Annotated in this window: 21 protein-coding genes and 1 riboswitch; of the genes, 16 read left to right on the forward strand and 5 right to left on the reverse strand. The window is 29.1% G+C overall.

All coding sequences use genetic code 11. The features are described from left to right. Positions 1-3: 3 nt before the first annotated feature. From DAD81_RS12000 to DAD81_RS12010, 3 genes are all read left to right on the forward strand, one after another. Positions 4-2,751, forward strand: coding sequence for a GH116 family glycosyl hydrolase (locus DAD81_RS12000; protein WP_111708509.1), 2,748 nt, complete (start codon positions 4-6; stop codon positions 2,749-2,751). 41 nt (positions 2,752-2,792) lie between these two features. Further along, positions 2,793-3,785 (forward strand): family 43 glycosylhydrolase, encoded by a 993-nt coding sequence (locus DAD81_RS12005; protein WP_157961122.1) that lies wholly within the window; start codon positions 2,793-2,795, stop codon positions 3,783-3,785. A gap of 93 nt (positions 3,786-3,878) precedes the next feature. Continuing rightward, complete coding sequence (locus tag DAD81_RS12010; RefSeq protein WP_245949270.1) at positions 3,879-5,105, forward strand: glycoside hydrolase family 117 protein; 1,227 nt, start codon at positions 3,879-3,881, stop codon at positions 5,103-5,105. Positions 5,106-5,509: 404 nt separating this feature from the next. On the opposite strand, the gene DAD81_RS12015 is transcribed toward DAD81_RS12010, so the two are convergent. From DAD81_RS12015 to DAD81_RS12035, 5 genes are all read right to left on the reverse strand, one after another. Then, a complete protein-coding gene (locus tag DAD81_RS12015; protein WP_111708512.1) occupies positions 5,510-8,608 on the reverse strand; it encodes a PAS domain S-box protein in 3,099 nt (1,032 codons plus the stop codon). Positions 8,609-8,859: 251 nt separating this feature from the next. Further along, positions 8,860-9,549, reverse strand: a complete 690-nt coding sequence (locus DAD81_RS12020) for a DUF6873 family GME fold protein (RefSeq protein WP_111708513.1) — start codon at positions 9,547-9,549, stop codon at positions 8,860-8,862. Beyond that, entirely contained in the window at positions 9,533-10,537 is a 1,005-nt protein-coding gene (locus DAD81_RS12025) for an elongator complex protein 3 (protein WP_111708514.1), read from the reverse strand. The genes DAD81_RS12020 and DAD81_RS12025 overlap by 17 nt, the downstream gene beginning before the upstream one ends. A 112-nt stretch (positions 10,538-10,649) precedes the next feature. Then, on the reverse strand, positions 10,650-11,018 hold the full coding sequence (locus DAD81_RS12030; RefSeq protein WP_111708515.1) for a YchJ family protein: 369 nt from the start codon (positions 11,016-11,018) through the stop codon (positions 10,650-10,652). Positions 11,019-11,027: 9 nt separating this feature from the next. Next, positions 11,028-11,387, reverse strand: a complete 360-nt coding sequence (locus DAD81_RS12035) for a hypothetical protein (protein WP_111708516.1) — start codon at positions 11,385-11,387, stop codon at positions 11,028-11,030. 316 nt (positions 11,388-11,703) lie between these two features. Here DAD81_RS12035 and DAD81_RS12040 point away from each other — a divergent pair, with 316 nt between their 5' ends. The 13 genes from DAD81_RS12040 (at position 11,704) to cobM (ending at position 26,146) form a co-directional block, all read left to right on the forward strand. Beyond that, positions 11,704-12,510 (forward strand): threonine/serine exporter family protein, encoded by an 807-nt coding sequence (locus DAD81_RS12040; protein ID WP_218939705.1) that lies wholly within the window; start codon positions 11,704-11,706, stop codon positions 12,508-12,510. Between the two features lies 1 nt (position 12,511). Beyond that, a complete protein-coding gene (locus DAD81_RS12045) occupies positions 12,512-13,027 on the forward strand; it encodes a threonine/serine exporter family protein (protein WP_111708517.1) in 516 nt (171 codons plus the stop codon). Positions 13,028-13,301: 274 nt separating this feature from the next. Continuing rightward, a complete protein-coding gene (locus DAD81_RS12050) occupies positions 13,302-14,762 on the forward strand; it encodes a cobyric acid synthase (protein ID WP_111708518.1) in 1,461 nt (486 codons plus the stop codon). After that, positions 14,759-15,772, forward strand: coding sequence for a pyridoxal phosphate-dependent aminotransferase (locus tag DAD81_RS12055; protein WP_111708519.1), 1,014 nt, complete (start codon positions 14,759-14,761; stop codon positions 15,770-15,772). Before DAD81_RS12050 ends, DAD81_RS12055 begins: the two co-directional genes overlap by 4 nt. Beyond that, positions 15,763-16,698: an adenosylcobinamide-phosphate synthase CbiB gene (cbiB, locus tag DAD81_RS12060; RefSeq protein WP_111708520.1), complete on the forward strand. Its 936-nt coding sequence runs from the start codon at positions 15,763-15,765 to the stop codon at positions 16,696-16,698. The genes DAD81_RS12055 and cbiB overlap by 10 nt, the downstream gene beginning before the upstream one ends. After that, the gene (locus DAD81_RS12065; RefSeq protein ID WP_111708521.1) at positions 16,686-17,231 is read left to right on the forward strand and encodes an AAA family ATPase; all 546 of its coding nucleotides are present in this window, start codon (positions 16,686-16,688) and stop codon (positions 17,229-17,231) included. The genes cbiB and DAD81_RS12065 overlap by 13 nt, the downstream gene beginning before the upstream one ends. A 62-nt stretch (positions 17,232-17,293) precedes the next feature. After that, positions 17,294-17,480, forward strand: a riboswitch (cobalamin riboswitch). A gap of 200 nt (positions 17,481-17,680) precedes the next feature. Then, positions 17,681-18,502: a (2Fe-2S) ferredoxin domain-containing protein gene (locus DAD81_RS12070; RefSeq protein WP_111708522.1), complete on the forward strand. Its 822-nt coding sequence runs from the start codon at positions 17,681-17,683 to the stop codon at positions 18,500-18,502. Then, positions 18,495-20,042 (forward strand): uroporphyrinogen-III C-methyltransferase, encoded by a 1,548-nt coding sequence (cobA, locus tag DAD81_RS12075; protein ID WP_179950054.1) that lies wholly within the window; start codon positions 18,495-18,497, stop codon positions 20,040-20,042. Before DAD81_RS12070 ends, cobA begins: the two co-directional genes overlap by 8 nt. A gap of 2 nt (positions 20,043-20,044) precedes the next feature. Next, positions 20,045-20,977, forward strand: coding sequence for a sirohydrochlorin chelatase (locus DAD81_RS12080; protein ID WP_245949246.1), 933 nt, complete (start codon positions 20,045-20,047; stop codon positions 20,975-20,977). Between the two features lie 24 nt (positions 20,978-21,001). Further along, a complete protein-coding gene (cobI, locus tag DAD81_RS12085; protein WP_111708525.1) occupies positions 21,002-21,706 on the forward strand; it encodes a precorrin-2 C(20)-methyltransferase in 705 nt (234 codons plus the stop codon). Further along, positions 21,703-23,079: a precorrin-3B C(17)-methyltransferase gene (gene cobJ, locus DAD81_RS12090; RefSeq protein ID WP_111708526.1), complete on the forward strand. Its 1,377-nt coding sequence runs from the start codon at positions 21,703-21,705 to the stop codon at positions 23,077-23,079. The genes cobI and cobJ overlap by 4 nt, the downstream gene beginning before the upstream one ends. Positions 23,080-23,087: 8 nt before the next feature. Beyond that, the gene (cbiE, locus tag DAD81_RS12095) at positions 23,088-24,299 is read left to right on the forward strand and encodes a precorrin-6y C5,15-methyltransferase (decarboxylating) subunit CbiE (RefSeq protein ID WP_111708527.1); all 1,212 of its coding nucleotides are present in this window, start codon (positions 23,088-23,090) and stop codon (positions 24,297-24,299) included. Positions 24,300-24,304: 5 nt separating this feature from the next. Next, positions 24,305-26,146 (forward strand): precorrin-4 C(11)-methyltransferase, encoded by a 1,842-nt coding sequence (cobM, locus tag DAD81_RS12100; protein ID WP_111708528.1) that lies wholly within the window; start codon positions 24,305-24,307, stop codon positions 26,144-26,146. Positions 26,147-26,168: the final 22 nt, after the last annotated feature.

The raw sequence follows: 26,168 nt of genomic DNA on the forward strand, positions 1-26,168 counted from the left end.
ATTATGAAAAATAAAATTGGTTTTAGTATTTCAACTTTTTATAAAACTGCATTCTTAATTTTGTTTGTATCTATTCAATGTTATTGTCAAGAAAAAAAAGGAGAACCTTATATTCCATTAGATAAAAATCTTAGCGAAGAGTATGTTCAATCTTTAACAAAAAGAGGAGAGCGTAAGGTATATTCAGGAAAAGAACTAAAATATATAGGGATGCCTTGTGGTGGTATTGGAGCTGGACAGGTTGAAATTACAGGGCAGGGAGTATTAAATTTCACAGAGTCTATTTATAATAAAATGCAACAGCCTAATGGAGGGCATGGTCTTTCTACGGGATATCAATATTTGAATCCAACAATACCTGTTTCCAAAATTGAAAATGGATTTGAAATAACTATCAAAGCTAAAAACAAAAAAGCTATTCATAACAAGTTAAATAGTGATGATTTTGATGACATTCAATTTATTGGTGAATATCCTATGGCTCAAATTTATTATCAAAAAAAGCAGTCAAAACTTCCTATATCTATACAAGGAAAGGTTTTTTCTCCTTTTATACCTCTTTCAGTAAGAAAATCAACCAATCCTATTGTAGTGTTTCATTATTCTTTGAAGAATACTAGCAATACCAATCAAGAAGTAACTTTAAGCAACAATCTTAAGAATATAAAATTTAATAGTGAAGGAAACATAGAATATGTAAATAAAGCATTTAAATATAAGGAGTTAAGTGGAGTTTCTATGGGTATGGTGACAACAGACACTACTATGGCTGTATTAAAACATCCTCAGTTAGGTGGATTTTCAATAGCTGTTTTAGATAAGAATGCTAATTTATTTTTAAATGAATCCAATATAAAAGCAAAGGATGGAGTTTCAGAAAAAACATTAGAACCTATAAAAGGGAGCATAAGTTCCACAATTAATTTAAAACCTGGCCAAACAAAAGAATTAACGTTTATGGTTTCGTGGTATTTTCCTAATTATTATGAAAATGGTAGGCGCTATAAAATTGCTAAAAGTTTAGCTCCTGGTTGGGTTGGACACGTTTATAATAATTGGTATAGTAATTCTTTTGATGTAGTGAAATATGTTGGCATGAATTTTAATGAATTATATACAGAAACAGAAGAATTTAGAAATACATTTCACGATTCTTCATTGCCATATTGGTTATTAAATAGAGTTTCTATGCCTCTTTCTACACTTGCAGCAGGTAATATTGCAATATGGAAGAATGGTAGGTTGTTTGGTTATGAAGGTGTTGGTTTTTGTCAAGGTACTTGTGGGCACGTTTATAATTTTGTAACAACTTTTGCATATTTATTTCCAGAATTAGAAAGGTCAGTTCGTTTAAAACAAGATTTTAGTAGTGAAGGAGCATACAGTGCTTATAGTAAAAGTGGACGAATTAATTTTAGAGGGTACGGAGCGAATCATCCGGAATATAAACATAGTTACGCTTCTGATGCACAGAGCGGATATATATTAAAAGCCTACCGCGAACATTTAATGTCTTCGGATAATACATTTTTAGATGCTGTTTGGGAGCAGGTAAAAGGTGCGATAGGTTATCATATTTATAAAGATGGGGCCGAAATAGGACTTGAACCTAATGGTGTTTTAGAAGGAATACAAACTTTTTGGGACCCAATGTGGTATGGGCCAAACCCTTATAATAATACCTTGTATTTAGCAGCTTTAAGAGCATCTGAGGAAATGGCAAAAATTAAGGGAGAATATAAATTAGCAAAAAGTTATAGAAATTTATTTGAAAAAGGCCAAGCTTATATGAATGATAAATTATGGAATGGAGAATTCTATTTTCATTTATATCCAAATGGTTTTAAAGCAAAACAAGCTTCAAATGGTTTTATTCCAATAGAGAACGCAGAGATCAATGCACAAAATTTCATTGAAAATTTTAATAATGGTGGGGAGCTATATTATGAAGGTGGTGCTTGCGATGCACAGCAGTTATTCGGTCAAAACTGGGCAAATCAATTAGGTTTAGGATATATTCTTCCAAAAGAAAATTGTAGTAAGGCTGTAAAAAGCATATTTAAGTATAATTGGACACCAGATATTTCAACAGTTTATAATTATCAGAAACCACATGCCCGAACTTTAGCTACTAAAGGTGAAGCAGCTATGGTAAATGGGAGTTGGCCCCATAAAAAAGCACAATCATTTGAAAATAACCATGATAAATTTAATATTTGGTCTGGTTTAGAATATGAGGCTGCTTGTGATATGATTAATGAAGGTGATGTTAAGAATGGGCTTATTGTTATCCGCTCTATTCATGATAGATATGATGGGGTTAAAAGGAATCCTTGGAACGAAGTAGAAGGGTCGGATCATTATTCTAGAGCTATGCAATCTTGGAATGTGCTTCGTTCTTTAAGTGGTTTTGAATATAATGGTCCAAAAGGTAAATTGGGGTATAATCCACGTATTACACCAGAAAATTTTAAAAGTTTTTTCTCTTCAGCTGAAGGTTGGGGAAGTATTATTCAAAAAAGGAATGGAGTATCCCAAACCAATAATATTGAAATTAAATATGGAAATTTGGATTTGAAAGAACTTTATCTAAATACGGGTGATAATACAATTATTAAAGAGATAGTTATTAATTTGGATGGTAGAAGTCAAGAATTTAAATTTATCCAAGTTGAAAATAAAATTTCAATATCTTTTAATAAAAGAATAAAATTAGAAAAGAATCAAAAGTTGAACATAACCATTAATTAAGAATAAAACTGATGAGAGAAATATTATTAAAAGTATTAAGTATGAAAGCAAAAATATTACTGTTATTTGTATTGTCTGTTCTATTAGTTCAATGTAAACATAAGACAGCTATAAAAGTATTAATTCCAAAGCAGGAAAATAAATTTGTGGAGGTGTACCAACCAAAGGGAGATAATTTTTTTGGTCCAGATACAAAGTTTCTCAAAGAAGGACAATGGTATGAAAGATGGGTGCCAAATGATCATACTTTTGTGAAAGCAGAAGATGGTAAATGGCATATATTTGGAATAACGCATCCGTATGTTGATCCAAAACTTGGAAATGTTCATGATGGTGAATATGCTTCTTTTCATGCAATATCCTCTAGTACAAATTTTAAAGAAACATTAAAAGAAGACCATTATTTAGACTTGCCCAAGATTCTTACGCCTAAACAACGCCCTGGAGAAATTACGGCAAATCACGCTCCATATATTGTAAAAAAAGATGGTTTATATAATATGGTTTATGGTCATAGTCCAATACGATTAGCAACTTCACCAGATTTATATAATTGGACTCCTAAAGGAAATTTATTTGAAGAAGAAAAAGGAGCAAGAGATCCAAATTTGTTATTTCATAAAGGAACTTATTACATCACTTATTGTTCAGAAAAGTGTGTAAGAATGAGAACTTCTAAAGATTTAATAAATTGGAGTGAAGCAAAAACGATTCTTGTAACTAATGAATTCGACCCAGAATCACCTTCAATAATTTTTTATAATGATTCTTTTTATCTTTTTGTTTGTGCCTGGGAAAAAGGATCCTGGGATGGAATAATATTACAGGGTGCTTATACTCATAAAGCATACGTTTATCTATCAGATGATTTAAATGATTTTGGGACGGATAATGAAAAAGAAATTACCATATTAAATGCACATGCTCCTGAAATTTTTAAAGATGAAAATGGGCAATGGTATATTTCAAGTGTAGTATATCCAAATGAAGGTGTAAATGTAGATAAATTGGAATGGGTTGAAAAAATAAAATAATATTTATAATTCTAAAAATAAAACGGTTAAGTTCAATTAAATATGAAAATAATTAAAAAATACTTATTTCTTTTAGGCTTTTTAACAACGCTAATGGCTGTTGGGCAAGTAAAAACAACAAATGCTTTTCCTTATAATTTCCCTGAAGAAAAACCAAATATGCCGTTAAGTGCAGCAATGCAAAGAAACTATGATAATTATATGGGTATTAGGCCAGAAACTAATGAATTATATACTCAATTTAAATACACTAAACTTAAAGGTTTTGATTATAATGGGGGTGACGGAACCATATCACGTCGTGACCCTTCAAAAGTGATTTTTGCGAATGGTAAATATTACATTTGGTATACACACCGTAAAACTCCTGTTCCTCCTATAGGTCTTCATAGAGCCAAAGAGAGTAGTGAAACAATTCCTTCAGCAGATTGGGATTTATCTGATATTTATTATGCTACATCTGAAGATGGGTTTACTTGGAAAGAACAAGGAGTTGCCGTTCCTCGTCCTCCAAAACCTCATGTTGGGCATCGTTCAGTTACAACAACTGATATTTTAGTATTTAAAGGTAAATATTATTTGTATTATCAAGGTTTTACAGAAGCTCCAGGTTTAAATGGAGGAGATTATTGTCCTGTTGCAGTTTCATATGCAAATTCTCCTGATGGACCTTGGACTGCAACAAATAAAATAGTTATTCCTAACGGGAAACCTGGAGAGTGGGATCAACATTCTATACACGATCCATTTCCAATGGTTCATAATGGAAAAATTTATTTGTATTATAAATCTGATTTTGGAAAAAGCAAAACTACCGGAATGGTACGTATGCATGGGTTGGCGATTGCAGATGATCCATTAGGACCTTTTGAAAAACACCCTTTAAATCCAATTTTAAATTCAGGACATGAAACTACATTGTTCCCATTTAAGGAAGGTGTTGCGGCTTTTGCTATTAGAGATGGCAATGAAAGTAATACTATTCAATACGCAAAGGATTGGGTAAATTTTGAAATAGCATCAACTGTTGAAATGATGCCAGATGCAGCAGGGCCATTTATTCCTGATGCATTTACAAATACAAAAAAAGGAAGAGGAATTACTTGGGGAATATCACACTTTGCAAGACCTCATGGAGATTGGAATAGAAATCATATTATACTGCTACGTTTCGATTGCGATTTAAGTTTGGATGTTGAAGATAAAGCAATGAAAAAGCATCATATTATCCGTGAGTTTGAGACTATATTAAAACATGGTTTGTCTGGAAATCAAAAAAAGAGAATAGCTAAAGAAAATGAAAAATTAATGAGACAATAAACCCTTTTAAAAGAAGATTAAAACTTTCTTCTCTTTTCATTTAATATTCTATCTGAAATAATATTATTTAAGGCAGAGTATTCATTCTAAGATTTAAAATTTTATTTGATTAAATGTTTCAACAGTCTATCATTTTTTTATGGTAGGCTGTTGTTGTTTACATCAATTTAAAATGATTATTCAGTAGCCTTTTATTCTAATTTAATAAACTAACAATTAATCCCGTTACGGTTAAATTTCTTAAATTTAAATAGCACAGTAAAAAGTTATTATAGGCCAAGTAGATTTTTAAAAATAAAAGTTAATTAGTTGGAAGTTGGTTTTTAATAAAGAGCTTATTTTAGCTGTCAATTAAATTTGAGTTATTGTGGCACTACAATTTTATTATTAACAATTAAAAATATTTAATTTACTATGTTGTTTTCTATACTTTTTGAATTATTTATTTTAACATTGTTATTTAGATTTAACTGAATTATAGGAATTGTTAATTGAAAATTAGAACCTTTTCCTTCAATAGAAGTAACACTTAAATCACCATTAAGCATTTTTGCGTAATGTTTTGATATTGAAAGACCTAATCCTGAACCTTCAAAAACATTTACATCTTCAATATCAGCTTGTACAAAACGTTCAAAAATATGTTGTTGTTTATTAAGAGGTACACCAATACCTGTATCTGTTATATTAAAAATTAAGCTTTCATTTATAATTTCATAACCAAAAACAATACTTCCTTTAAATGTAAATTTAATAGCGTTTTTAATTAGGTTTTGTAAAATACTATAAATTTTATCATGGTCTGATTTAAAAATTAAATCACTTGAAAATTCATTTAAATTAGTTAAAATAATACCTTTTTTTACCGCTTGTGGAAGAAAGAATAAATAGAGATCATTTAATGTTTTATTTATGGTTATTTCTGTAGTAGTTACTTTAACTAGGTTGGCTTCTATTTTAGATATATCAATAATATCATTTATGGTGTTTAGCATTCGTAATCCACTTTTTTCAATAATTTCAATATATTTATGCTGTTTTTCAGGTGTTAAATTTGGTGTTTTTAATAATTCAGAAAAACCTAGAATTCCGTTCATTGGAGTTCGTATTTCATGGCTCATATTTGCAAGAAATGCAGATTTTAAGCGATCACTTTCTTCTGCTTTATTTTTTGCAATAGTTAATTGACGTAAAATTTCTTTTTGTTCTGTAATATCTTCTTTAATAGCAATGTAGTGTGTAATGGTTCCTTTAGAATCATAAACAGGAGAAATAGAAGCTTTTTCCCAGAAAAACTCCCCATTTTTTTTCTTATTATGAAATTCACCATGCCAATTTTTTCCACTTTTAATAGTTTCCCAAAGTTCTTTGTATTCTTCTTCTTTTTTTTCTTTTGAGCTTAAAATACTAGGATTTTCACCTATTAATTCATTGTATGAATAGCCAGTTACATTACTAACTTTAGGGTTGCAATACTCTAAAATTCCATTTCTATTTGTTATCATTACAGAAACAGGACTTTGTTCAATAGCGTGTGATAATTTTAATAATTCATTTTCGAATTTCTTTTTATCCGTAATGTCTAAAATCATACCAACTAATTTATTTTCAGTAGTGATTTTTACATTTATTAAACAATGTTTAAGTTTATCATTTTTGGTAATGAAATCTACTTCATAATTTGTTACAAAGCCTTTACTTTTTACTTTTTTAATTAATTGTTCTCTTTGAGATTTATTGGAGTATCTATCATTAATAAATATATTATCAGATTTAGTCAATTCATTATATCCGCTTTCTTCTTGTAAAAATTTGTTAGAAAATAATAATTTACCATTTAAATCAGTTTCAAACACACCAATAAAGGCATTGTTTACAATGTTTCTGTATTTTTCTTCTGAATCTTTTAATTTTTGTTCTTGTAAATATTTTTGGGTGATATTAGACATTGAGCCAATTACTTTAATTGGATTGCCATTAGAATCATTTAATTTATAGGCGCGATCATAAACCCAGGCATAAGTTCCATCTTTTTGAAGTATTCTATATTCGTCTTCCCAATGGTTTTCTTTTGATTCAAAATAATCATAAATTTTACTAGAAACTCTTTTTAAATCATCAGGATGAATTCCTTTTTTTATGTCTTCATCTGAATATCCAAATTCCTTGTTCTTCCATCCAAAAATAGTTGCAAAATTGTTACTTCTCCAATATGTTTTATTAATTAAATCTCTTTCCCAGATAACTTCATTTGTAGCTAAAGAAGCCAATCTAAATCTTTCATCACTAAGTTTTAATTTTTCTAAAGTATTTTTAAAATTGGTAATGTTTTCAATTACACCATCATACCTAATAATTTCTCCATTAATATCTTTTACGGCTTTTGCACCCTCAAGAACTGTAATTATTTTTTGGTTTTTAGTGTACCGTTCTGATCGATAATCGGCTATTTCGCCATTTTTTTTCATTATTGAATCAAATTCTATTTTTTTTGAAACATCTACATAACTACCAGTTGATAAATCACTTTTTAAAAGGTCTTCTAAACAGTTGTACTCAAACATTTTTATTAATGTTGGATTGGCTGAAATTACTTTTCCTTTTGGTGTAGTCTGGTATAAACCAACAGTACTGTTGTTAAATAAACGTTGGTATAAGGTTTTACTTTCATTTAGTTCGTTTCCTATTTTTCTTGAAATAAAGGCATAAATTACAATGATTGTTATTATAATAATTAAGAAAAAAATAGAATTATTAATTGTACCTGAAGGTTTATTTGTTAAAATATGAGACTCAATATAGTTAACCGTTAGAATAAAAATAAGTATAAAAGGTAAAAAAGATTTTAATAATTTAGTTTGAATTGTAGATGAATGAAAAAGTTTTTTTAACGGCCAAATCTTAAATTCCATTATATTTAATTGAACAAGGCTTATTAAAAAAAAAGCAAATGCGGTAGGAATTGATAATGAAAGAATATCAAATGTATAAATAAACATGCTGTTCTTTACATAGCCCAATAAAAATATTGCACTTGAGAATGCTTGTAAATAGAAGAAAATAGAATTTATAGAGTGAGTTATTTTATGTTTTTTATTTTTAATAGTTAAAAAGAAGATATTTGAAAAAATAAATAAACTAGCAGCTAAAGGAGAAATTTCTCCAACAGGATTCTCTCCAAATAAATAAGATTTGTTAAAAAGATGTTCTTCGAAATCCCAATTTAAAATAAAAAAATAATCAATTAAACAAAAAACAGATATAAGAAGACTTATAATTGGAAGAATCAGATTTATTCTTTTAACTACTTTAGATGGCTTTTTTAAAAAATATAATAAATAATTAAAGCTTAATACAATAAACAAAATGGCTGTTAAAGGTGCTATCGGAAAGTATTTTGAAGAAATACTTGTTAATATTACCCAATTTTTGAACCAACCTAAAAGACCTAAAGAAGCAACAAGAAGCACTAATAAAATTAAATTGATTTTGAATTTTTTCATAGGTCATTTTAGATAACTAATTGAGAGGAGAATTAATTAACTATTTAAAATGTTAGAGGTTAATAATTATTTTAAAGATATATCAATAATATAAATTGAAATATGATAATTGTTAGGTTTAAATAATTTTAAGAAAGCAAAACTATTTTCTTAATTTGTTTAGTTTAAAATATAGATAATGAGTGGTTTGCGTTCTTTTTTATTTGGTGTTTATTAGTGAATAATGATAAATATTAGGGTATTTTCAGTAATTAAGAAACAAAAAAGATGCTTCCACCGTCATATAAATAATCATTTCCTAAACAAATTACGTCTTTTCCTTGGTTAGAAATAAATTTATAAAGAGCTTCACCATCATGGTGTTTTAAAATATTTCCTAAGAAAAACACCTTGTTATTTATTGAGCCCATTGTACCGCCAATAAAACCATTTTTGTGATCTTTTATTTTAATTTCTGAAGGATCAAAGTAAAAATAATCTATCACGTTTTTTTTAAGCACATTAAGAATTCCTTTGTCTGAAGTAACAACTTTATCTTTTATAACAAACATGCTACATCTGGCAAATGCTTGTGGAAGGTTTATTAATGTTTTTTGAGAACTTCTTTGTTGAATTGAAACATCAGGTTTGTTTTTTTTACAAAAAAAATGCTTTTCAGAAGTTAAACAGTTGTACAATACACTATCGTCTAAATTTTCTCCAACATTTTTAATGCCAAAGGAATAATTGATAGCTTTATTATTTAAAAATTCAATTAAACTTTTAGGAGTGTTAGGAGCTAAAACGAGTCCTTTTTCATCTTGAAATATAAATATATCGGGATGACCAGAAATAGAATTGTATGTAATCCCCTTGCTTGAAAATTCAAAAATATCATTTGTATATTTTGCAAGATTATTTTTTACATCTAAAGGAGTTCTTTTATCAATTATGGCATACATTTAATTCAAAATCTTTAAGGTTTTTATCAGCTACAAATTTAACGTCATACCCTTTGGTTTGAAGCAAATTTCTATTTCTTCCCTTGTAACCAATCGCATAATTTAATTGATTTTGTGCAACATGAATAATAGATTTTCCTTTTTCTAGTTGCTTTTCATTTAAAACATCATTCCATAATTCAGATAAAACCATTTCTTTAAATGATGGGTGAATTGGTCCTGCAACTAAGGATTTTTCAGGTTCTAATTCTTCTGAAGGATGCAATCCAACTCTTAAAACTTTAATATTAGCTTCATTAAATATTTTTAAAATTTCTTTACTCCAACTTACAGCTTCTTCTAATGAAAGTACATTATAATCTCCTTTTTTGTACATTTTTTCCAAAACGGTACCTTTTACTACAACAGTAGGATAAATTCTAGTGGTATCTGCTTTTAATCTAACAATATCTTTTGCGGTTTGTATGGATAATTCTAAGTTGTCATATGGTAAACCTAGCATCATTTGAAGTCCTAATTCAAAATTTCTATTATTAATTAAATTGGCTGCTTTTTCTATCGCGTCAAATTTATGACCTCTACCAGATTTTACTAAAACTTTATCATTAGTAGATTGTGCACCTAGCTCAATAGCTATAACGCCATACTTTTCTAAAATATCTAAAATGGGGTTGGTAATATAATCGGGTTTTGTTGAAATTCGGATTCCCTGTACTTTACCTTCTACAACATATTTATAAGCTACTTTTAAATAACTGATCATTTTTTGTTGAGGAATTCCAGTAAAACTTCCACCAAAAAATGCGATGTTAATTTCAGCGCTTTTAGGAATAGTTTCAAGGTAACTATCTATTATTACTCCTATTTCATTTGGGGTAGGTACTGAAAAAGTATTACTAATTTTTTCTTGATTACAAAAAACACATTGATGTGGACACGCAAGTTCAGGTATAAAAATAGGAATATTACAGTGTTTTTTTTTACTCATTTTTTATATGCTTATAAGTAACTACAATAATCATAAAAAGGTAGATTATTTTATTAAAGTCGCAAATTTAAACATATAAATTAATGAAGTATATGATATAAATCAATGGAATTTATTTATTCTCACCTAAATAAACCCAATGCTTATTTTCTATATAAAACTTAGAGTTTTCATGGATTACATTAATAATACCATTTTCCATAAAAAAAGCTTTAAATTCAACAGTATCTCTAGTAGATTTTAAAACTTCTAATTTTACCCAACTTACAGATTTTGTCCATTTTTCAATTTCCTTTTTTTCTTTGTTGCTAGGTCTTGAACTGCTATGATGACTTTTTTGTAAATAATTAATATTTGCCAAAACAAAAGCGCTATATCTTGAGCGCATTAAAGCTTCTGCACTGGTTGCATTTTCTATGTTTTTATGTGCTTTTTCACAACAATCACTATATTTTTTATTAGGGTTACAAGGACAATTCATTGAGGGTTTTTAATTTAAAATTTCACTTTCTTTGTTAATTTTATAACATCGTTCAATGCCCAAATAATTTTGGTCTGCATATTTTTCGCTCCAAAAACCATCCAACACATCTTTAGTTAAGATTTGGTAAACAACAACACCTTTAAATTTTTTTTGATTCTCACCTAAATAGTAAAAGTTAATTACCAAAATATTATTCTTAAAAAAACCAGTACCAAATTGATCTTGACTATCATTTATGAGCCAATGTGCATCAATTTTAGAATGATCATTAAGTGTTAAAGTTAAAATTCCATTGTATTTCGAATGATCTTCATTTTGGTTTTTACCCTTTACATTGTATTTGCCTACCAACTCAGTTATAATCATAAAAATAAATATTTAAACAAATGTAAATATTTTGTAGTCAAATTTTTATAAGTGAACTTAAAAAAAAGAGTTATTAAATTTACTTAGAATAGAATGCTAAAAGCCGGAGGTTTAACTAAATTATTTCCAATGAGCTTACAAGATTTCATTTTTCAGATGGAAAATGTTTTTCAATTGTAATATCAAAAAAACAAGATAAAATATTAAAAAAACGTTTTAGTCAATTCTTCTATATAAAGGATAAAATAATCGAACAATATTATAATTTCGCGGTACTATATATTTTTCAAAAAAACAAGCTGTTAAAAGCTAATTCTTGAAAAAAAGAAACCAGTTTTTAAATTTTTATTTTGATATTATGAATAAACATGATACAAAAGAACTTTCTCAATTTCTTTTGGAAACCGGAGCTTTATTAATGAGTTCAGGAGCAAATACTAACAGAATTAGAATTACAACATTAAGAATTGCAAATGCTTATGGTCATTCAGCAGAATTATTAATTATGCACAGAGCATTAATGCTTACTTTAAATAGTGAAAATGACGATAATTTTTACAGTAGCATAAAAAAAACATTACCACATGGCGCTAATTTTAGGATTGTAAGTGGTATTAGTAAGTTAAGTTGGCAAATTGCCGAAGAGAAATTAGCCTTAAATAAGGCTGTAGAAGAATTGAATCGTTTACAAGGATTACCTCATTATCCGCGCATTTTAATATTAATATTTGTAGCCTTAGCAGGAGCTTCCTTTTGTAGACTGTTTGGAGGTGGACCAATTGAAATGTCTGTAGCTTTTACTGCTACATTTATAGGATTGTTTGTTCGTCAAGAGGCAATTAAAAAGAAGTTTAATTCGTACTTATGTGTGTTTTTTGGAGCTTTTACTTCATCACTTATAGCAGGATTAACTGTAAAATTAAATATAGGTGATCATCCAGATTTAGCTTTTGCAACAAGTGTTCTTTACTTAATTCCAGGGATACCGCTTATTAATTCCTTAACGGACTTGCTAGATGGGAATATTATGAACGGAATTGTAAGAGGTGTAAATGGTTTAATTTTAGCTTTTGCAATTGCTTTAGGTTTGTTAGGTGCTATAATAATTTATAATATTGGGTAATATGGATTTATTCGCTTTTTTTGAAAAATGGATTTGGCTTGGTTTTGCAGCTGTTGGTTTTGCTATGTTATTTAATGTACCAAAACGTACATTAATAACCATTTTTATACTGGGAGCCATTGGTGGTGCTGTTAAACTATTAACTATTCAGTATGAAGGAAATATTGTTATTGGTAGCTTTTTTGGAGCTGTAGTTGTTGGTTTTTTAAGTGTTTGGGTGGCACACATAAAACATGCGCCTCCATTTGTATTTGCCATTCCTGCTGTAATACCAATGGTTCCCGGGGCTTTTTCATATAAAATGATGCTAGGTATTATTAAACTTACCAGTAATACTGATGAAACCCTTTTTATAAAAATTTTAAATGACACAATTAGTAATGGTTTAAAAGCTTTTTTTATACTTTTATTATTAGCTGTAGGCGTTTCTGCGCCAATGATTTTAACAAGAAGAGAGTCAGCTAAAGACATAAAAGTAAAACTACAATTAACACATGAAAAGTCTATAAAAAAATAGATTTAATGTTAAAGATAGAAGCATATTATTTTACTTTTAAAAGTATTAAACTTGGTAGTTTCAATTATTATCTCATTTATAGTAAACAAAAACAGATTAATAGTTAGATATTTGATGTTCTTTTGAATCATAATAAATAAAAATTTAAAAGATTGTAAAGACGTTGATATAAAAATATAGAATACTTAACAATAGAATATTATTGAATTATTAAATAATACTAAATTATATTTTATTGATTTGTATATTTGGCGACTTATTAGAAAATTGAGATATGAAGTTAAGTCCCATAATGTTTGTTGGTACCGGATCTGATGTTGGCAAAAGTATTATTGCAGCAGGAATTTGTAGAGTTTTAAAACAAGATGGCTATAATCCAGCGCCTTTTAAAGCACAAAATATGTCGCTAAATAGTTTTGTAACTCCAGAGGGTTTAGAGATAGGTAGAGCGCAAGCGGTACAGGCTGAAGCTTGTGGAATTCCTTGTAAAAGTAGTATGAATCCGGTGTTGTTAAAACCAACGTCTCATAAATCTTCACAAATAATATTACACGGTAAACCTATTGGAAACCAAACGGCAAACGAATATTTTTTAGGGAATAATAAAGAGAATTTATTTAAGGAAGCTCAAAACGCTTTCGATTCTTTGGCTGAAGAATACCATCCAATTGTAATGGAAGGTGCCGGAAGTATTTCTGAATTAAACCTAAAACACAGAGACATTGTAAATATGAGAATGGCACAATATGCCAAAGCTTCTGTTTATTTAATTGCAGATATTGATAAAGGAGGTGTTTTTGCAAGTGTTTACGGAACTATTGAATTGTTAGAAAAATGGGAGCGAGATCTAATTAAGGGAATTATTATAAATAAATTTAGAGGTGATATTAATTTATTTGAAACTGGTAGAACCAAAATTGAAGAGCTTACAGGTATTCCCGTAATTGGGGTAGTGCCTTATGCATCGGATATTTATATTGAAGATGAAGATTCTGTTGCTTTAAGTCAGAAAAATGAAATAGCTTCTTTAGAAAAAATAAATATTGCAGTTATTTTATTACCGCATATTTCAAATTATACCGATTTTAATTTATTGGAACGTGATGAACGTGTAAATTTATTTTATTCAAAAAATGCTGAAGAAATAGGTAAAGCGGATATCATTATACTTCCAGGAACGAAGAATACTATAGCCGACTTGCAATTTTTACGCACAAATGGTATAGCTCAAACGGTTTTAAAAGCTTTTGATGCAGATAAAAAAGTGATAGGTATTTGTGGTGGTTATCAAATGATGGGTGAAGAAATTAGTGATCCTTTTGGAGTTGAAAGCGATGCTACTATTATTCCTGGTTTAGGAATATTACCTTTAAAAACAGCATTAACGAAAGAAAAAACTACTATTCAACGAGATTTTAAGTTTAAAAACTTTGATGAAAAATGTAGTGGTTATGAAATTCATATGGGAACTTCAATAACAGATAAACCTTCACCATTATTACAAATAAATGATACTAAAGAAGGTTATTTATTGAATGATAATTGCTGGGGATCTTATATGCACGGAATTTTTGACAATCAAGTGGTTATTGATGATTTATTAGGAAGTGTTTCTAAAAATGAAGTTAAAAGCTATGAAGCATTTAAAAATGAAAATTTCGATAAATTAGCAGATTTATTAAGAGATTGTCTTGATATTGAAAAAATATACTCTCAAATAACAATTGCAAAATGATTAATGGGCACGGTGATGATTTGCATCAATTTAATTGTGAAATAAAATACAATTTTAGTTCAAATGTGTACTATAAAGGTTGTTCTCCTTTACTTTTAAAAGAGTTGGAAAGTAAGGTGGCTCAAATTCAAAATTATCCTTCACCTGCAGCTAAAGAACTAAATGTTTTGGCTGCCAACTATTTTGATTTAGATGAAAATCAGTTTTTATTTTCTAATGGAGCAACGGAAGCTTTTTATTTAATAGCTCAGTGTTTTCAACATAAAAAGGCAATTATTGTAGGGCCTACTTTTGCAGAATATGAAGATGCGTGTAAAATTAATAAGTTAGAACACCGTTTTATTTCAAGAAAGCAAATATTTGAAACTAATTATGAAGATAGCTTGGTTTTTATATGTAACCCCAATAATCCTGATGGAAAAATTTTAACAACTGCTGAAATTGAAAATCTACTAAAATCTTATCCAAAAGCACATTTTATAATTGATGAAGCTTATTATGAGTTTACAAATGCTGTAAATTCGGTATTGCCATTAATAAAAAAATATTCAAATATTTCAATAGTTCGTTCTTTAACAAAAACTTTTGCAATGCCAGGTTTACGTTTGGGGTATGTAATTTCAAATTCTAATTTTATTAGTAATTTATTTGCGTTAAAAATGCCTTGGAGTGTAAATAGTTTGGCTATTGCTTCGGGTGTGTTTATTTTTAATAATTATAAAAAATTAACCTTTAATATTAACGAGTTATTAGCCGAAACTTCTATTTTTAAAGCTCAAGTAAATAGCATTCCTTATTTAAATGTAATTGAGGGTTATACTACCTATTTTTTAGTTGAACTTCAAAAAGGAACAGCTTCAGAATTAAAAAAATATTTGATTGAAAACCATCAAATTTTAGTGCGTGATGCTACTAATTTTACAGGATTAAAAGGAGAGTGTATTCGTTTAGCGGTACAATCTGAAAAAGAAAATTTAGCATTAATAAAAGCCTTAAAAGAATGGAATTAACATTCGTTTATATATTAGTTTCTGGGTTTTTATTAGACCTTTTATTTGGTGATCCAAAATGGTTGCCACATTTAATTGTAGGTTATGGAAATTTAATTTCAAAAGGAGAAAAGCTATTAAATAAGGGAAAATCTCAATTTGTAAAGGGGATGTTTTTAACAATAGTTTTGGTTGGAAGTGTTTTTTTATTGCCATTTTTCTTTATTAATTTTTTGCGAAATAGCCATTATTATATTGTTGAAATAGCTTTTTCAGTTTTAATGGTATTTTACTGTTTAGCCAATAAAACATTGGTTATAGAAGGTAAAGCTGTTTTTAATGTTTTGAAAAACGAAGGTTTAGAAGCAGGGAGAAAAAGATTATCGTGGATAGTTGGTAGAGATACTTCAGCCTTGAATGAGCAACAAATTAGAATTGCTACTTTAGAAACAATGTCTGAAAATTTAAGTGATGGTATTATTGCTCCATTATTTTATTTTGTTTGCTTTGGTGTGCCAGGAATTATGGCGTATAAAATGATTAATACGCTAGATTCTATGATTGGTTATAAAAATGATCGTTACGAACAATTTGGTAAGTTTGCAGCAATTTTAGATGATGTTGCAAATTATATTCCATCAAGAATTACAGCCATTTTAATTTTAGTAGTTCAATTTAAAATTAAAGGTCTTTTCTTTGTATTTAAAGAAGGTAAAAAACATAGCAGTCCAAATGCTGGTTATCCAGAAGCGGCATTAGCATACGTGTTAGATTGTCAATTTGGGGGTCCAAATTTTTATGGAGGTAAAATTTATAAAAAACCATTTATTGGTTCTAATAATAGATTAATTCAACATCAAGAAATTAATAAAGTAGCCAAAATAAATTATGCTGCTAGTGTATTGTTTGTAACTGTTTCAGTACTTGTTTATCTATGGCTCAAATAAAAAAGAAATACATTATATCGGGTCCTCCAGGATCAGGAAAATCTACATTGATAAATGCTTTAGAAAAAAAAGGAATTAAGTGTTTAAACGAAGTTTCCAGAGATATAATTATTGATGAACAAAAATCAGGAAATGACGGAATGCCTTGGCAAAATATTGAACGTTTTACACAGTTGGTTTTTAATGAAACAAAATTAAGGCTTCATAAAGAACCAGATAGTGTTTTTTGTGATAGAAGTTTAATAGATAATATTGCTTATTTAGAACACGCAAATAAAAAAGTTGAAGCACATTATAAAAATTTCAATTTTAATAAATACTACCATAAAACTATTTTTTTTGCAAAACCTTGGAAACAAATTTATGTTCAAGACGAACAGCGACCTCAACGCTTTGAAGATCAATTATCCTTGTCTAAAATAATTAAAGATATTTATAAAAAATACAACTATAACATCATTTTTTTACCCTTTACTACTGTTGAATTAAGAGCAGAGTTTGTTTTAAAGGAACTTGATAGAATGAAGTTTTAAATTATACAAGACTGAAATATCTTTTATTAATTTTGGATGGAATTGTAAATAGTATTACTTTCGCAAAGCTTTTGGTTTCTTGTTTTGTAAAGAAATGGAATTAAAAAGGGAATCTCGTTTAAATCGAGAACTGTACCCGCAGCTGTAAGCTCTAAAAAAGCTTTTAACATTTTGTCACTGTCAATATTTTGATGGGAAGACGTTAAAAGTAGAGTAAGTCAGAAAACCTGCCAAAAAGCAAAATTTTATACAAAACTTTCGGGAATAGAAGTTGAAGTGTTTGAAAACTACCTTTAGGTTTAGTTCTTACTCTTTGTTTTATTCTTGATGAAACAAAAGTAGAATGAAAAAATCAATTTTTTTTAAACTATTTTATGCAATAAACGGAGTATTTTTTGCGCAAAAAATAGCTTTTCTAACAGTTAATATCCATCTTAATTTATTAAAGAATGGGTAAAAACTTAGCAACATCAACTACTACTTTTTTCTTTTGCGATGGAGGTTCTTGTCAAAAAGCAGGAAGTGAAATTGTAACTAGAAATGCAAGGGCTTATATTAGAAATAATAACCTTTGGAACAAAACCCATACCATTAAAACTAGATGTAACGGTAGGTGCGAAGATGCACCAACTTGTATTGTACAGTCTGGTAATTATTGGTATAAACACTTAACAGCTTCTAAAATTCAAGAAATTATAGAGTCTCATGTTAATGAACAAAAAGGAGTAACTCCTTATTTATTGTATCAAGATAATTGGGATAAAGTAATTTCAGAAAAAGAAATAAAACCATTTAAACCAAAAGGTTTTCAGCATAAAAATGATGTTGATTTGGGGATGTGTTGTATAACAAAAGGATTTAGTTCAGATCAATATTTATATCCTTTATTTCTATTTCTACTTCAAACAAAAAGTGGCGCTGTATTACAATTAAACAACGGTGAATTATTAGATTTTAAAGACTTGGTTGCCGTAAAATATGAAGATCCGTATGCTATAACTTTAGAATTTACACATAATAAAACAGTTCAATTAATTATTGGTTTTGTTCCCAAAACGGAACCTATTGAACTAGTGCAACAAAAAATATCGAGTACAGAATATTTTAGGTTAACAAGTAGTGGTGAAAAGGGAATACGATTTAAAAATAAAATAGGAAAAACAGTAGCAATAATTAAATTGGATTCAACAAAAAATACAATTTGGAATTATTGTTTAAATATTCAATTGGGGGGAATTTTAGAACCTCATATAAATGAAACAAATGGCTAAAAAAATAGCAATATTAGGCATAGGATGGTTGGGTGAATCATTAGCGATTAATTTACACCAAAAAGGGAATATAATTTCAGGAAGTTCGTCTTCTATATCTAAAACAAAAGAGCTGGCAAAGCATCCTTTTTATGTTAGTAGAATTGAAGTTTTACCAAATGAAATTAAAGGAGATTGGGATAGTTTTATTGATGATACAGCATATTTAATTATAAATATTCCTCCAAGAAGAATAGAAAATATAGCAACTATTTATCCAAGCTTAATAACACAAATTGCGGATAAAACACCGAAAAGTGTAAAAGTGATTTTTGTAAGTTCTACCGCTGTTTACGGACCTAGTGATATTCCTATTTCTGAGAATGTTGAAGCGATTCCAATAAAAGAATCAGGAGTTGCAGTTTTGGCAGCTGAAAAAGTAATTCAAAACCATTTTGGGGAAAATGCTACAATTTTACGTTTAGCAGGATTAATTGGTCCCGACAGACATCCAGGAAAGTTTTTAGCAGGAAAAAGAGTATTGAAAAATGCTGCAGCTCAGGTTAATTTAATTCACAGAGAAGATTGTATAGGTTTAATTAATGCAATAATTGAGCAAGATTGTTTTGGTGAGGTTATTAATGGTTGCGCTTCAAAACATCCTGTAAGAGAAAATTATTATAAAAATGCAGCTAAAATTTTAGAGTTAGATCAGCCTATTTTTGAGGTAACAGAAAAAATTGCTGAAAAGAAAATAATTGATAATTCTAAATCTAAAGAATTATTGAATTATACCTATAAATTTGACAATCCAGAGCAAATTTTCACAAGTGAATTTACAGGAAAGATTTCTATTATTGGAGCTGGTCCTGGAACCATAAAACTATTAACACTTCAAGCGTTTGATTTAATAAAAGATGCCGAAATTATTTTACATGATAATTTAATTAGTGAAGAAATTTTAGAGATAAATACAACTGCAGAAAGAATTTATGTGGGACGAAAATTTGGAGATAAATTCTGTCAAATGAAACGTCAAGAAAACATCAACAATTTATTTAGTAAGTATTATTATTTAGGGAAAAAAGTTGTCCGTATTAAATCTGGTGATCCATATATTTATGGAAGAGCAGGTGAGGAAGCACGGTATTTAACCAAAGAAAAAATACCATTTAATGTTGTACCAGGTATTTCGGCGGCATTGGCAGCTGCAAGTTATTGCAATATACCTATTACTGAACGTCAAAAATCGAATGCAGTTTTAATTTGTACAGCGCATACCGCAGATTATTCATTTGATCAGCTAAAAGGAATTGCATCTTTATTAAAAGCCGGAAATTCATTGGCTTTGTATATGGGTCTAAAAAGTTTGGATAAGTTAATTCCAAAACTAATTGAAGTTACTGGAAACCCAAATATTCCAATAAATGCTATTTCCAATGTATCTAGAGAAAACGAGTTGTTGTTAAGTTCAACATTAGGAGAAATAGAAGCAGCAATAAAAGAAAATCCATTACCAATGCCAGTAGTATTTTTAATTGGAATAGAACCAATTCAATAATTATGAAAAAAGGAATTTTATTATGCGGTCACGGTAGTAGAACCAAAACAGGTACTTCTGCATTTAAAGAAATGGTAGATGCTCTTAAAGCAAGGTATACAGATTATGAAGTAGATTATGGTTTTTTAGAATTCAATCATCCGTTATATGAAGCTGCAGTAGAGCGTATGTATGAAAAAGGAATTCGTGAAATTTATGCGTTACCAATTATACTTTTTGCAGGTTCTCATGCAAAAAATGATATTCCGTATGAATTAAATACGTTACAATCATATCATTCAGATTTAACAATAAAAATGGGTAAACATTTAGGTGTTAGTTCTTTTTTATTGGATTTATCTCAGAAAATTTTGCTGGAAAAGGAACAAGAATTACCAGTAATTCCAAGAAAAGAAACAGCTTTAATTGTTGTAGGAAGAGGAACAACAGATCCAGATGCAAATTCTGATGTACACAAATTATGCAGTATGCTTTGGGAAGGAATGGGTTTTGGATTTGCAACCGTTGGGTATAGCGGTACGGCATATCCAAGTGTTAAAGAATCGATGGAATTTGTTGATAAATTAGGTTTTAAAAGAACGTATGTAATTCCATTTTTCTTTTTTACAGGAATTTTGTTAGAACGCATTTATAAAGCTGTTGAAGATTTTAATGAAACAACCACAAACAAATATATTTCAACAAAACCTTTTGGAAAAGATGAGTTGATTTTAAAGGCTTTTGATGAACGGTTAGATGAGGCAATTAATGGTACTGGAAATATGAATTGTCAGGTTTGTAAATACCGTAAGCAAATTGTTGGTTTTGAAGAAGAGATTGGAAAAGAACAAATTGGACACCATTTAAATGTGAAAGGGATTTTGTTTGAAGAAGATGAAAAAGTTGGTGCTAAAAAAAGCATTTCAAAAACATTAAAAAATATTTTAGGAATTTAATTAATTCCAATTAAAAGATAATAAATGAATACAGAATCAATAATTTATGGAGTTTCATTAGGTCCGGGAGATCCTGATTTAATTACATTAAAAGGATTAAAAGTTTTACAAGATGCAGATAAAATTTACTATCCCGGATCTTTGTTTAAAAATGGCGTAAAATCAAGTTACTCACTTAGTATTTTAGAACATTATAAATTAGATGAAACTAAATTTGAAGGTTTTTATTTAGAAATGGATTTGGCACGAGTTAAAGTAAGTAAATTATACGATTTAACTTTTGAACAAATTATATCAGATTATAAAAAAGGCTTGAAGATAGCAATAGTAAGTGAAGGAGATGTAAATACATTTAGCTCTTTTTCATATTTGTTAGAAAAAATTAAAAAAGAAAATTTCAACGTAGAATTAATTCCAGGAATCACTTCATATGCTTTAGCCGCTTCAGAACATTTAACGCCGTTATGTTTACAAAATGAGAAGCTAATTATTTTGCCAAGAGTTCAAACTGAAGCAGAATTAGAAGAAGCTTTAACACATTTTGATACCGTTGTTTTAATGAAAATTAAATCGGTGATGGATGTGGTTAATAATGTGCTTTCAAAAGGAAATTACGCTATTAATTATTCTGAGAAATTAGGAACAAAAAATCAATTTATAGCTTCAAATTTAGAAGAAATCAACAAAAGAGATATTCCATATTTCTCTTTAATAACTATTAGAAAATGAAAATTACAGTAGCAGGTCTTGGACCAGGAGATAAAAATTATATGTTACCCTTAGTAAAAAATGCGTTGGCATTGGCTGATGTTGTTATTGGGTACGATTATTATTTTCAATTTGGAAAAGAATTTTTTAAAGAAGATGCAGAGTTAATCTCAATGCCTTTGGGAAAGGAAGAAGCACGTGCCGAAAAAGCAATTGAAAAAGCAAAAGAAGGTAAATATGTTGTTGTAATTGGTTCTGGTGATGCTAGTATTTATTCAATGGCAGCAATTGTTTACGAAATGGTTGCTAAACGAGATATAGAAAATCTTGAATTGGAAACCTTGCCTGGTATTTCAGCATTTTTAGCATCAGGAAGTAAATTAGGAGCACCACTTGGTCACGATTTCTGTTGTATTTCATTGTCGGATTTAATGACACCTTGGAATGTAATTGAAAAACGAATTAGAGCTGCTGCAATGGGAGATTTTGTAACTAGTTTGTACAATCCAAAAAGTATTAAAAGACATTGGCAGTTAGGGAGATTGCAAAAAATATTTTTAGAAGAAAGAAGCGCATCAACTCCAGTTGCTATTGTAAAACAAGTTACACGTCCGGATGAAAATATTAAAATTACGACGCTTGGAGAATTCAATCCAGAAGATGTAGATATGTTTAGTTTGGTAATGATTGGGAATTCTCAAACATTCCAGTTTAAAAACTATTTGGTAACTCCTCGTGGATACTTAAATAGAAAACCGCATACAGGAAAAGAAATTCAGCAAGAAAGTTTTAGAATAGTTACAAATCATATTCAGGATTTGGACTATGCTAATAACGATAAATGGGCAATTACACGTGTAATTCATACCACAGGAGTTTTAGACGATCATCAGTTTTATAAATCTACTGAGAATGCAATTTTAAACTTGCATAATTACCTAAAAAACGGAGGTGAAATTATTACGGATGTTACTATGGTAAAAGCAGGAATTACGAAAGCTTTTAGTGGGCAATATGGAACAAGTATTCATTGCTATTTAAATGATGAAGATGCGCAGGAATTAGCCATAAAAGAAAATATTACACGTTCTCAGGCAGGAATTAGAAAAGCTATTGAGTTGCATCCAAATGCGTTATATGTTGTTGGAAATGCACCAACTGCTTTAATGGAAATTACAGATCAGATTAGAACGAATAAAGATTTTAAACCAACAGGAGTTATTGGAGCACCAGTAGGATTTGTAAATGTAATTGAATCTAAAGAACAATTATCGCAGGTAAAAGATACTGATTGGGTAATTATTGAAGGAAACAGAGGAGGAAGCAATGTTGCAGCAGCAATTGTAAATGCAGCTTATACATTAGAAGAAGCTTCAACTTATTTTGAAGAATAGTTAAAGGTATGTGCAAAAAAGCATTCGATAAAACACATTGTTTTGATTTTTATATTGTTGGAATAGGAAATCATTCCAAACCAATTATAAGCAAAGAGGTTTTGTTATTGATACAAAATACTTCGGTTTTTTCTGGTGGAAAAAGACATTATAAATTAGTAAAATCAATATTACCAAAAAAGCATACTTGGATAGAAATATCGGGTAGAATGGATGTTGTTCTTCTAAAATATGGAGAATATAAATTACCAATAATGATTTTTGCCTCTGGAGATCCATTTTTTTATGGCTTTGGAAATACGCTAAAACGGTATATGCCTGAAGCTAAGATTAAATCATTTCCATATTTCAATAGTATTCAACGGTTGTGTCAAAAAACAACAATTGATTATAGCTTATTGCGTTCGGTATCTGTTCACGGTAGATCTTGGTCAGCTTTAGATATTGCTTTAATTCATGAAGAGCCTTTAATTGGAGTTTTAACCGATAACAAAAAAACGCCTGCGGCTATTGCAGCACGATTGTTAAAATATGGTTTTGATAATTATAAAATTACAGTAGGCGAAGAGTTAGATGGAGAAAATGAAAAAATTAATACCTACGATTTAATTGAGTGTAAGTTTTTAACGCATCAAAATTTAAATTGTGTGCTTTTGGAACGAAAGTTTGCGAAAAACAGCTTTTTTGGAATTCCAGATGCTGAGTTTATTTCACTTCCAAATAGGTCGAATATGATTACCAAAATGCCTATTCGGTTAAGTACATTAAATGCTTTGCAATTAAAAAACGCGGTTACCTTTTGGGATATTGGTTCTTGTACGGGTTCTGTGGCTATTGAAGCGAAAAAACATTTTCCACATTTAGATATTATAGCTTTTGAAAAAAGAGAGGAATGCGGAGAGATTATTCAGAAAAATAAAGAACAATTTTCAGCACCTGGAATTAAAGTTGTAATCGATGATTTTTTCGATTTAAACTTGTCAGAATATCCAACTCCAGATGTTGTTTTTATAGGAGGTCACGGAAATAGATTGAAAGAAATGATTCATAAAGTATATGCGTTAAATCCTTCAGTACGATTTGTAACCAACGCAGTAAAAGAAACAACCAGTTCAACTTTTATAAATGAACTTACACAGCTGGAATATTCAATAGATAGTATGAATATTCAGGTAAACGAACATAATAAAATCACAATTCATTCAGCAGTGAAAAAATAGAAAAAATGAAAAAAATAAGCATTATAGCAATTACGGATAAAGGGATTGAACAAGCCTTAGTTTTACAAAAACAATTTCCAAAGTCATTAATAATTACAACGCGTACATCTGATAATGAACATGTATCAGTAGTATCTTCAATTTCAGATTATCTAGCTGATAATTTCTCAAAAATTGACGGCATCTGTTTTATTAGTGCACTTGGTATTTGTGTTAGAACTATTGCACCATTTTTAAATGATAAATATAAGGATGCAGCCGTAATTTGCGTAGATGAATTAGGATTAAATGTACAGTCTGTAATTAGCGGACATACAGGTGGAGCAAATGATTTTGCTGTTAAAGTAGCTCAGTTATTGGGTGGAAAAGCAATTATTTCAACATCAAGTGATGTGCAAGAAATTTGGGGGTTGGATACTCTTGGAAAACAATTTAATTGGAAAACAGAAAGTGCTTCAACGTTGAACGAAATAATGGCATTATTTGTAAACAATAAGCCTACCGCTTTATTGTTGGATATAAAGGATAATGGAACAGAATTCTTAGAAAAAACGTTGCCAAATTTTGTGACTGTTTTTTATAATGTAGCAGATATTGATTTCACTAAATTTGAATTATTAATTGCAGTAACTTATAAAGTAATTACAGCTACAATTCCTGTATTGTACTATGTTCCTAAAGTGTTATCTGTTGGTTCTGGTTGTTCAAAAAGTTTAGATGAACGTTTATTTGATGAAACTTTTAAAGCGAAATTTGAAGAAAAAGGATTGTTGTTTTCAGCAATTGAAAATTTTGGATCTATAGATATTAAAGGAAAACAAAGTGCTTATTTAGATTGGAGTACAAACAATAATATTCCGTTTAAAACTTTTACTTCTGAAGAAATTGATACTGTAAATGTGCCAAACCCAAGTTTAATGGTACAAGAAAAAATTGGTGTTGACGGAGTTTCAGAATCTACAGCTATGTTATTGTCTAAAAACAATAATTTATTGGTTGAAAAACAAAAAGTTATTCTTGATAATAACGAAAAATTTACGTTTGCAGTTGCTTTAAATTCAAAGGTTGAAAGAAAAGCTCAAATAGCAATTATTGGAGCTGGTCCTGGAGATGAAGAATTGATTACTGTAAAAGGAAAACAATACTTAGAAAATGCTGATTGTGTACTGTATGCAGGGAGTTTAATTCCTGAAGAAATGACAAATTGGTGTAAAAAAGGTGCTGTAGTTCGTAATTCAGCTTCAATGACTTTAGAAGAACAAGTTGCTTTAATGCAAGAACATTATATAAAAGGAAATTCAATAGTTCGTTTACAATGTGGTGATCCTTCAATTTATGGCGCTATTCAAGAGCAAATGACCATTTTTGATGAGTTAGGAATGGATTATTTTATTGTCCCTGGTATCTCTTCATTTAGTGCAGCTGCAGCCGCATTAAAATCGGAATTTACAATTCCAGAAGTTGTACAATCTATTATTTTAACTAGAGGAGAAGGTAAAACACCATTACCAGAATCTGAAAAATTAGTTGAAATGGCAAAACACAAAGCAACAATGTGTTTGTTTTTAAGTGTTGGTATTGCTAAGAAAGTTCAAAATCAATTATTAGAACATTATGATGCTACAACACCAGTTGCTGTAATGTATAGATTAACTTGGAAAGATGAAGAAATATACCAAGGAAAACTGGAAGATTTAGCTCAAATAGTTAAGGATAGTAAAAAATCGAGAACTGTTTTAATTATAGTTGGAGAGGCCATTGGAGCAAGAAAAAATAGATCACATTTATACAGTCCAGAATGGAAACATATTTTTAGAACCAATAAGAAATTTGTTTTAAGTGAGTAAATAGAGCGCACTTAGACAATCT

It is taken from the genome of Lutibacter citreus (assembly GCF_003260195.1).
Classification (GTDB): Bacteria; Bacteroidota; Bacteroidia; order Flavobacteriales; family Flavobacteriaceae; genus Lutibacter; species Lutibacter citreus.

Excerpts from the sequence above, each read along its gene's own strand:
- cbiE (WP_111708527.1), top strand. The coding sequence starts at position 23,088 with ATGTGCAAAAAAGCATTCGATAAAACACATTGTTTTGATTTTTATATT.
- DAD81_RS12030 (WP_111708515.1), bottom strand. The coding sequence starts at position 11,018 with ATGAATTGTCCTTGTAACCCTAATAAAAAATATAGTGATTGTTGTGAA.
- cobI (WP_111708525.1), top strand. The coding sequence starts at position 21,002 with ATGAATACAGAATCAATAATTTATGGAGTTTCATTAGGTCCGGGAGAT.
- DAD81_RS12000 (WP_111708509.1), top strand. The coding sequence starts at position 4 with ATGAAAAATAAAATTGGTTTTAGTATTTCAACTTTTTATAAAACTGCA.
- DAD81_RS12010 (WP_245949270.1), top strand. The coding sequence starts at position 3,879 with ATGGCTGTTGGGCAAGTAAAAACAACAAATGCTTTTCCTTATAATTTC.
- DAD81_RS12015 (WP_111708512.1), bottom strand. The coding sequence starts at position 8,608 with ATGAAAAAATTCAAAATCAATTTAATTTTATTAGTGCTTCTTGTTGCT.
- DAD81_RS12050 (WP_111708518.1), top strand. The coding sequence starts at position 13,302 with ATGAAGTTAAGTCCCATAATGTTTGTTGGTACCGGATCTGATGTTGGC.
- DAD81_RS12045 (WP_111708517.1), top strand. The coding sequence starts at position 12,512 with ATGGATTTATTCGCTTTTTTTGAAAAATGGATTTGGCTTGGTTTTGCA.
- DAD81_RS12070 (WP_111708522.1), top strand. The coding sequence starts at position 17,681 with ATGGGTAAAAACTTAGCAACATCAACTACTACTTTTTTCTTTTGCGAT.
- cobJ (WP_111708526.1), top strand. The coding sequence starts at position 21,703 with ATGAAAATTACAGTAGCAGGTCTTGGACCAGGAGATAAAAATTATATG.
- DAD81_RS12065 (WP_111708521.1), top strand. The coding sequence starts at position 16,686 with ATGGCTCAAATAAAAAAGAAATACATTATATCGGGTCCTCCAGGATCA.
- cobM (WP_111708528.1), top strand. The coding sequence starts at position 24,305 with ATGAAAAAAATAAGCATTATAGCAATTACGGATAAAGGGATTGAACAA.
- DAD81_RS12005 (WP_157961122.1), top strand. The coding sequence starts at position 2,793 with ATGAAAGCAAAAATATTACTGTTATTTGTATTGTCTGTTCTATTAGTT.
- DAD81_RS12025 (WP_111708514.1), bottom strand. The coding sequence starts at position 10,537 with ATGAGTAAAAAAAAACACTGTAATATTCCTATTTTTATACCTGAACTT.
- cobA (WP_179950054.1), top strand. The coding sequence starts at position 18,495 with ATGGCTAAAAAAATAGCAATATTAGGCATAGGATGGTTGGGTGAATCA.
- DAD81_RS12020 (WP_111708513.1), bottom strand. The coding sequence starts at position 9,549 with ATGTATGCCATAATTGATAAAAGAACTCCTTTAGATGTAAAAAATAAT.
- DAD81_RS12035 (WP_111708516.1), bottom strand. The coding sequence starts at position 11,387 with ATGATTATAACTGAGTTGGTAGGCAAATACAATGTAAAGGGTAAAAAC.
- DAD81_RS12055 (WP_111708519.1), top strand. The coding sequence starts at position 14,759 with ATGATTAATGGGCACGGTGATGATTTGCATCAATTTAATTGTGAAATA.
- DAD81_RS12080 (WP_245949246.1), top strand. The coding sequence starts at position 20,045 with ATGAAAAAAGGAATTTTATTATGCGGTCACGGTAGTAGAACCAAAACA.
- cbiB (WP_111708520.1), top strand. The coding sequence starts at position 15,763 with ATGGAATTAACATTCGTTTATATATTAGTTTCTGGGTTTTTATTAGAC.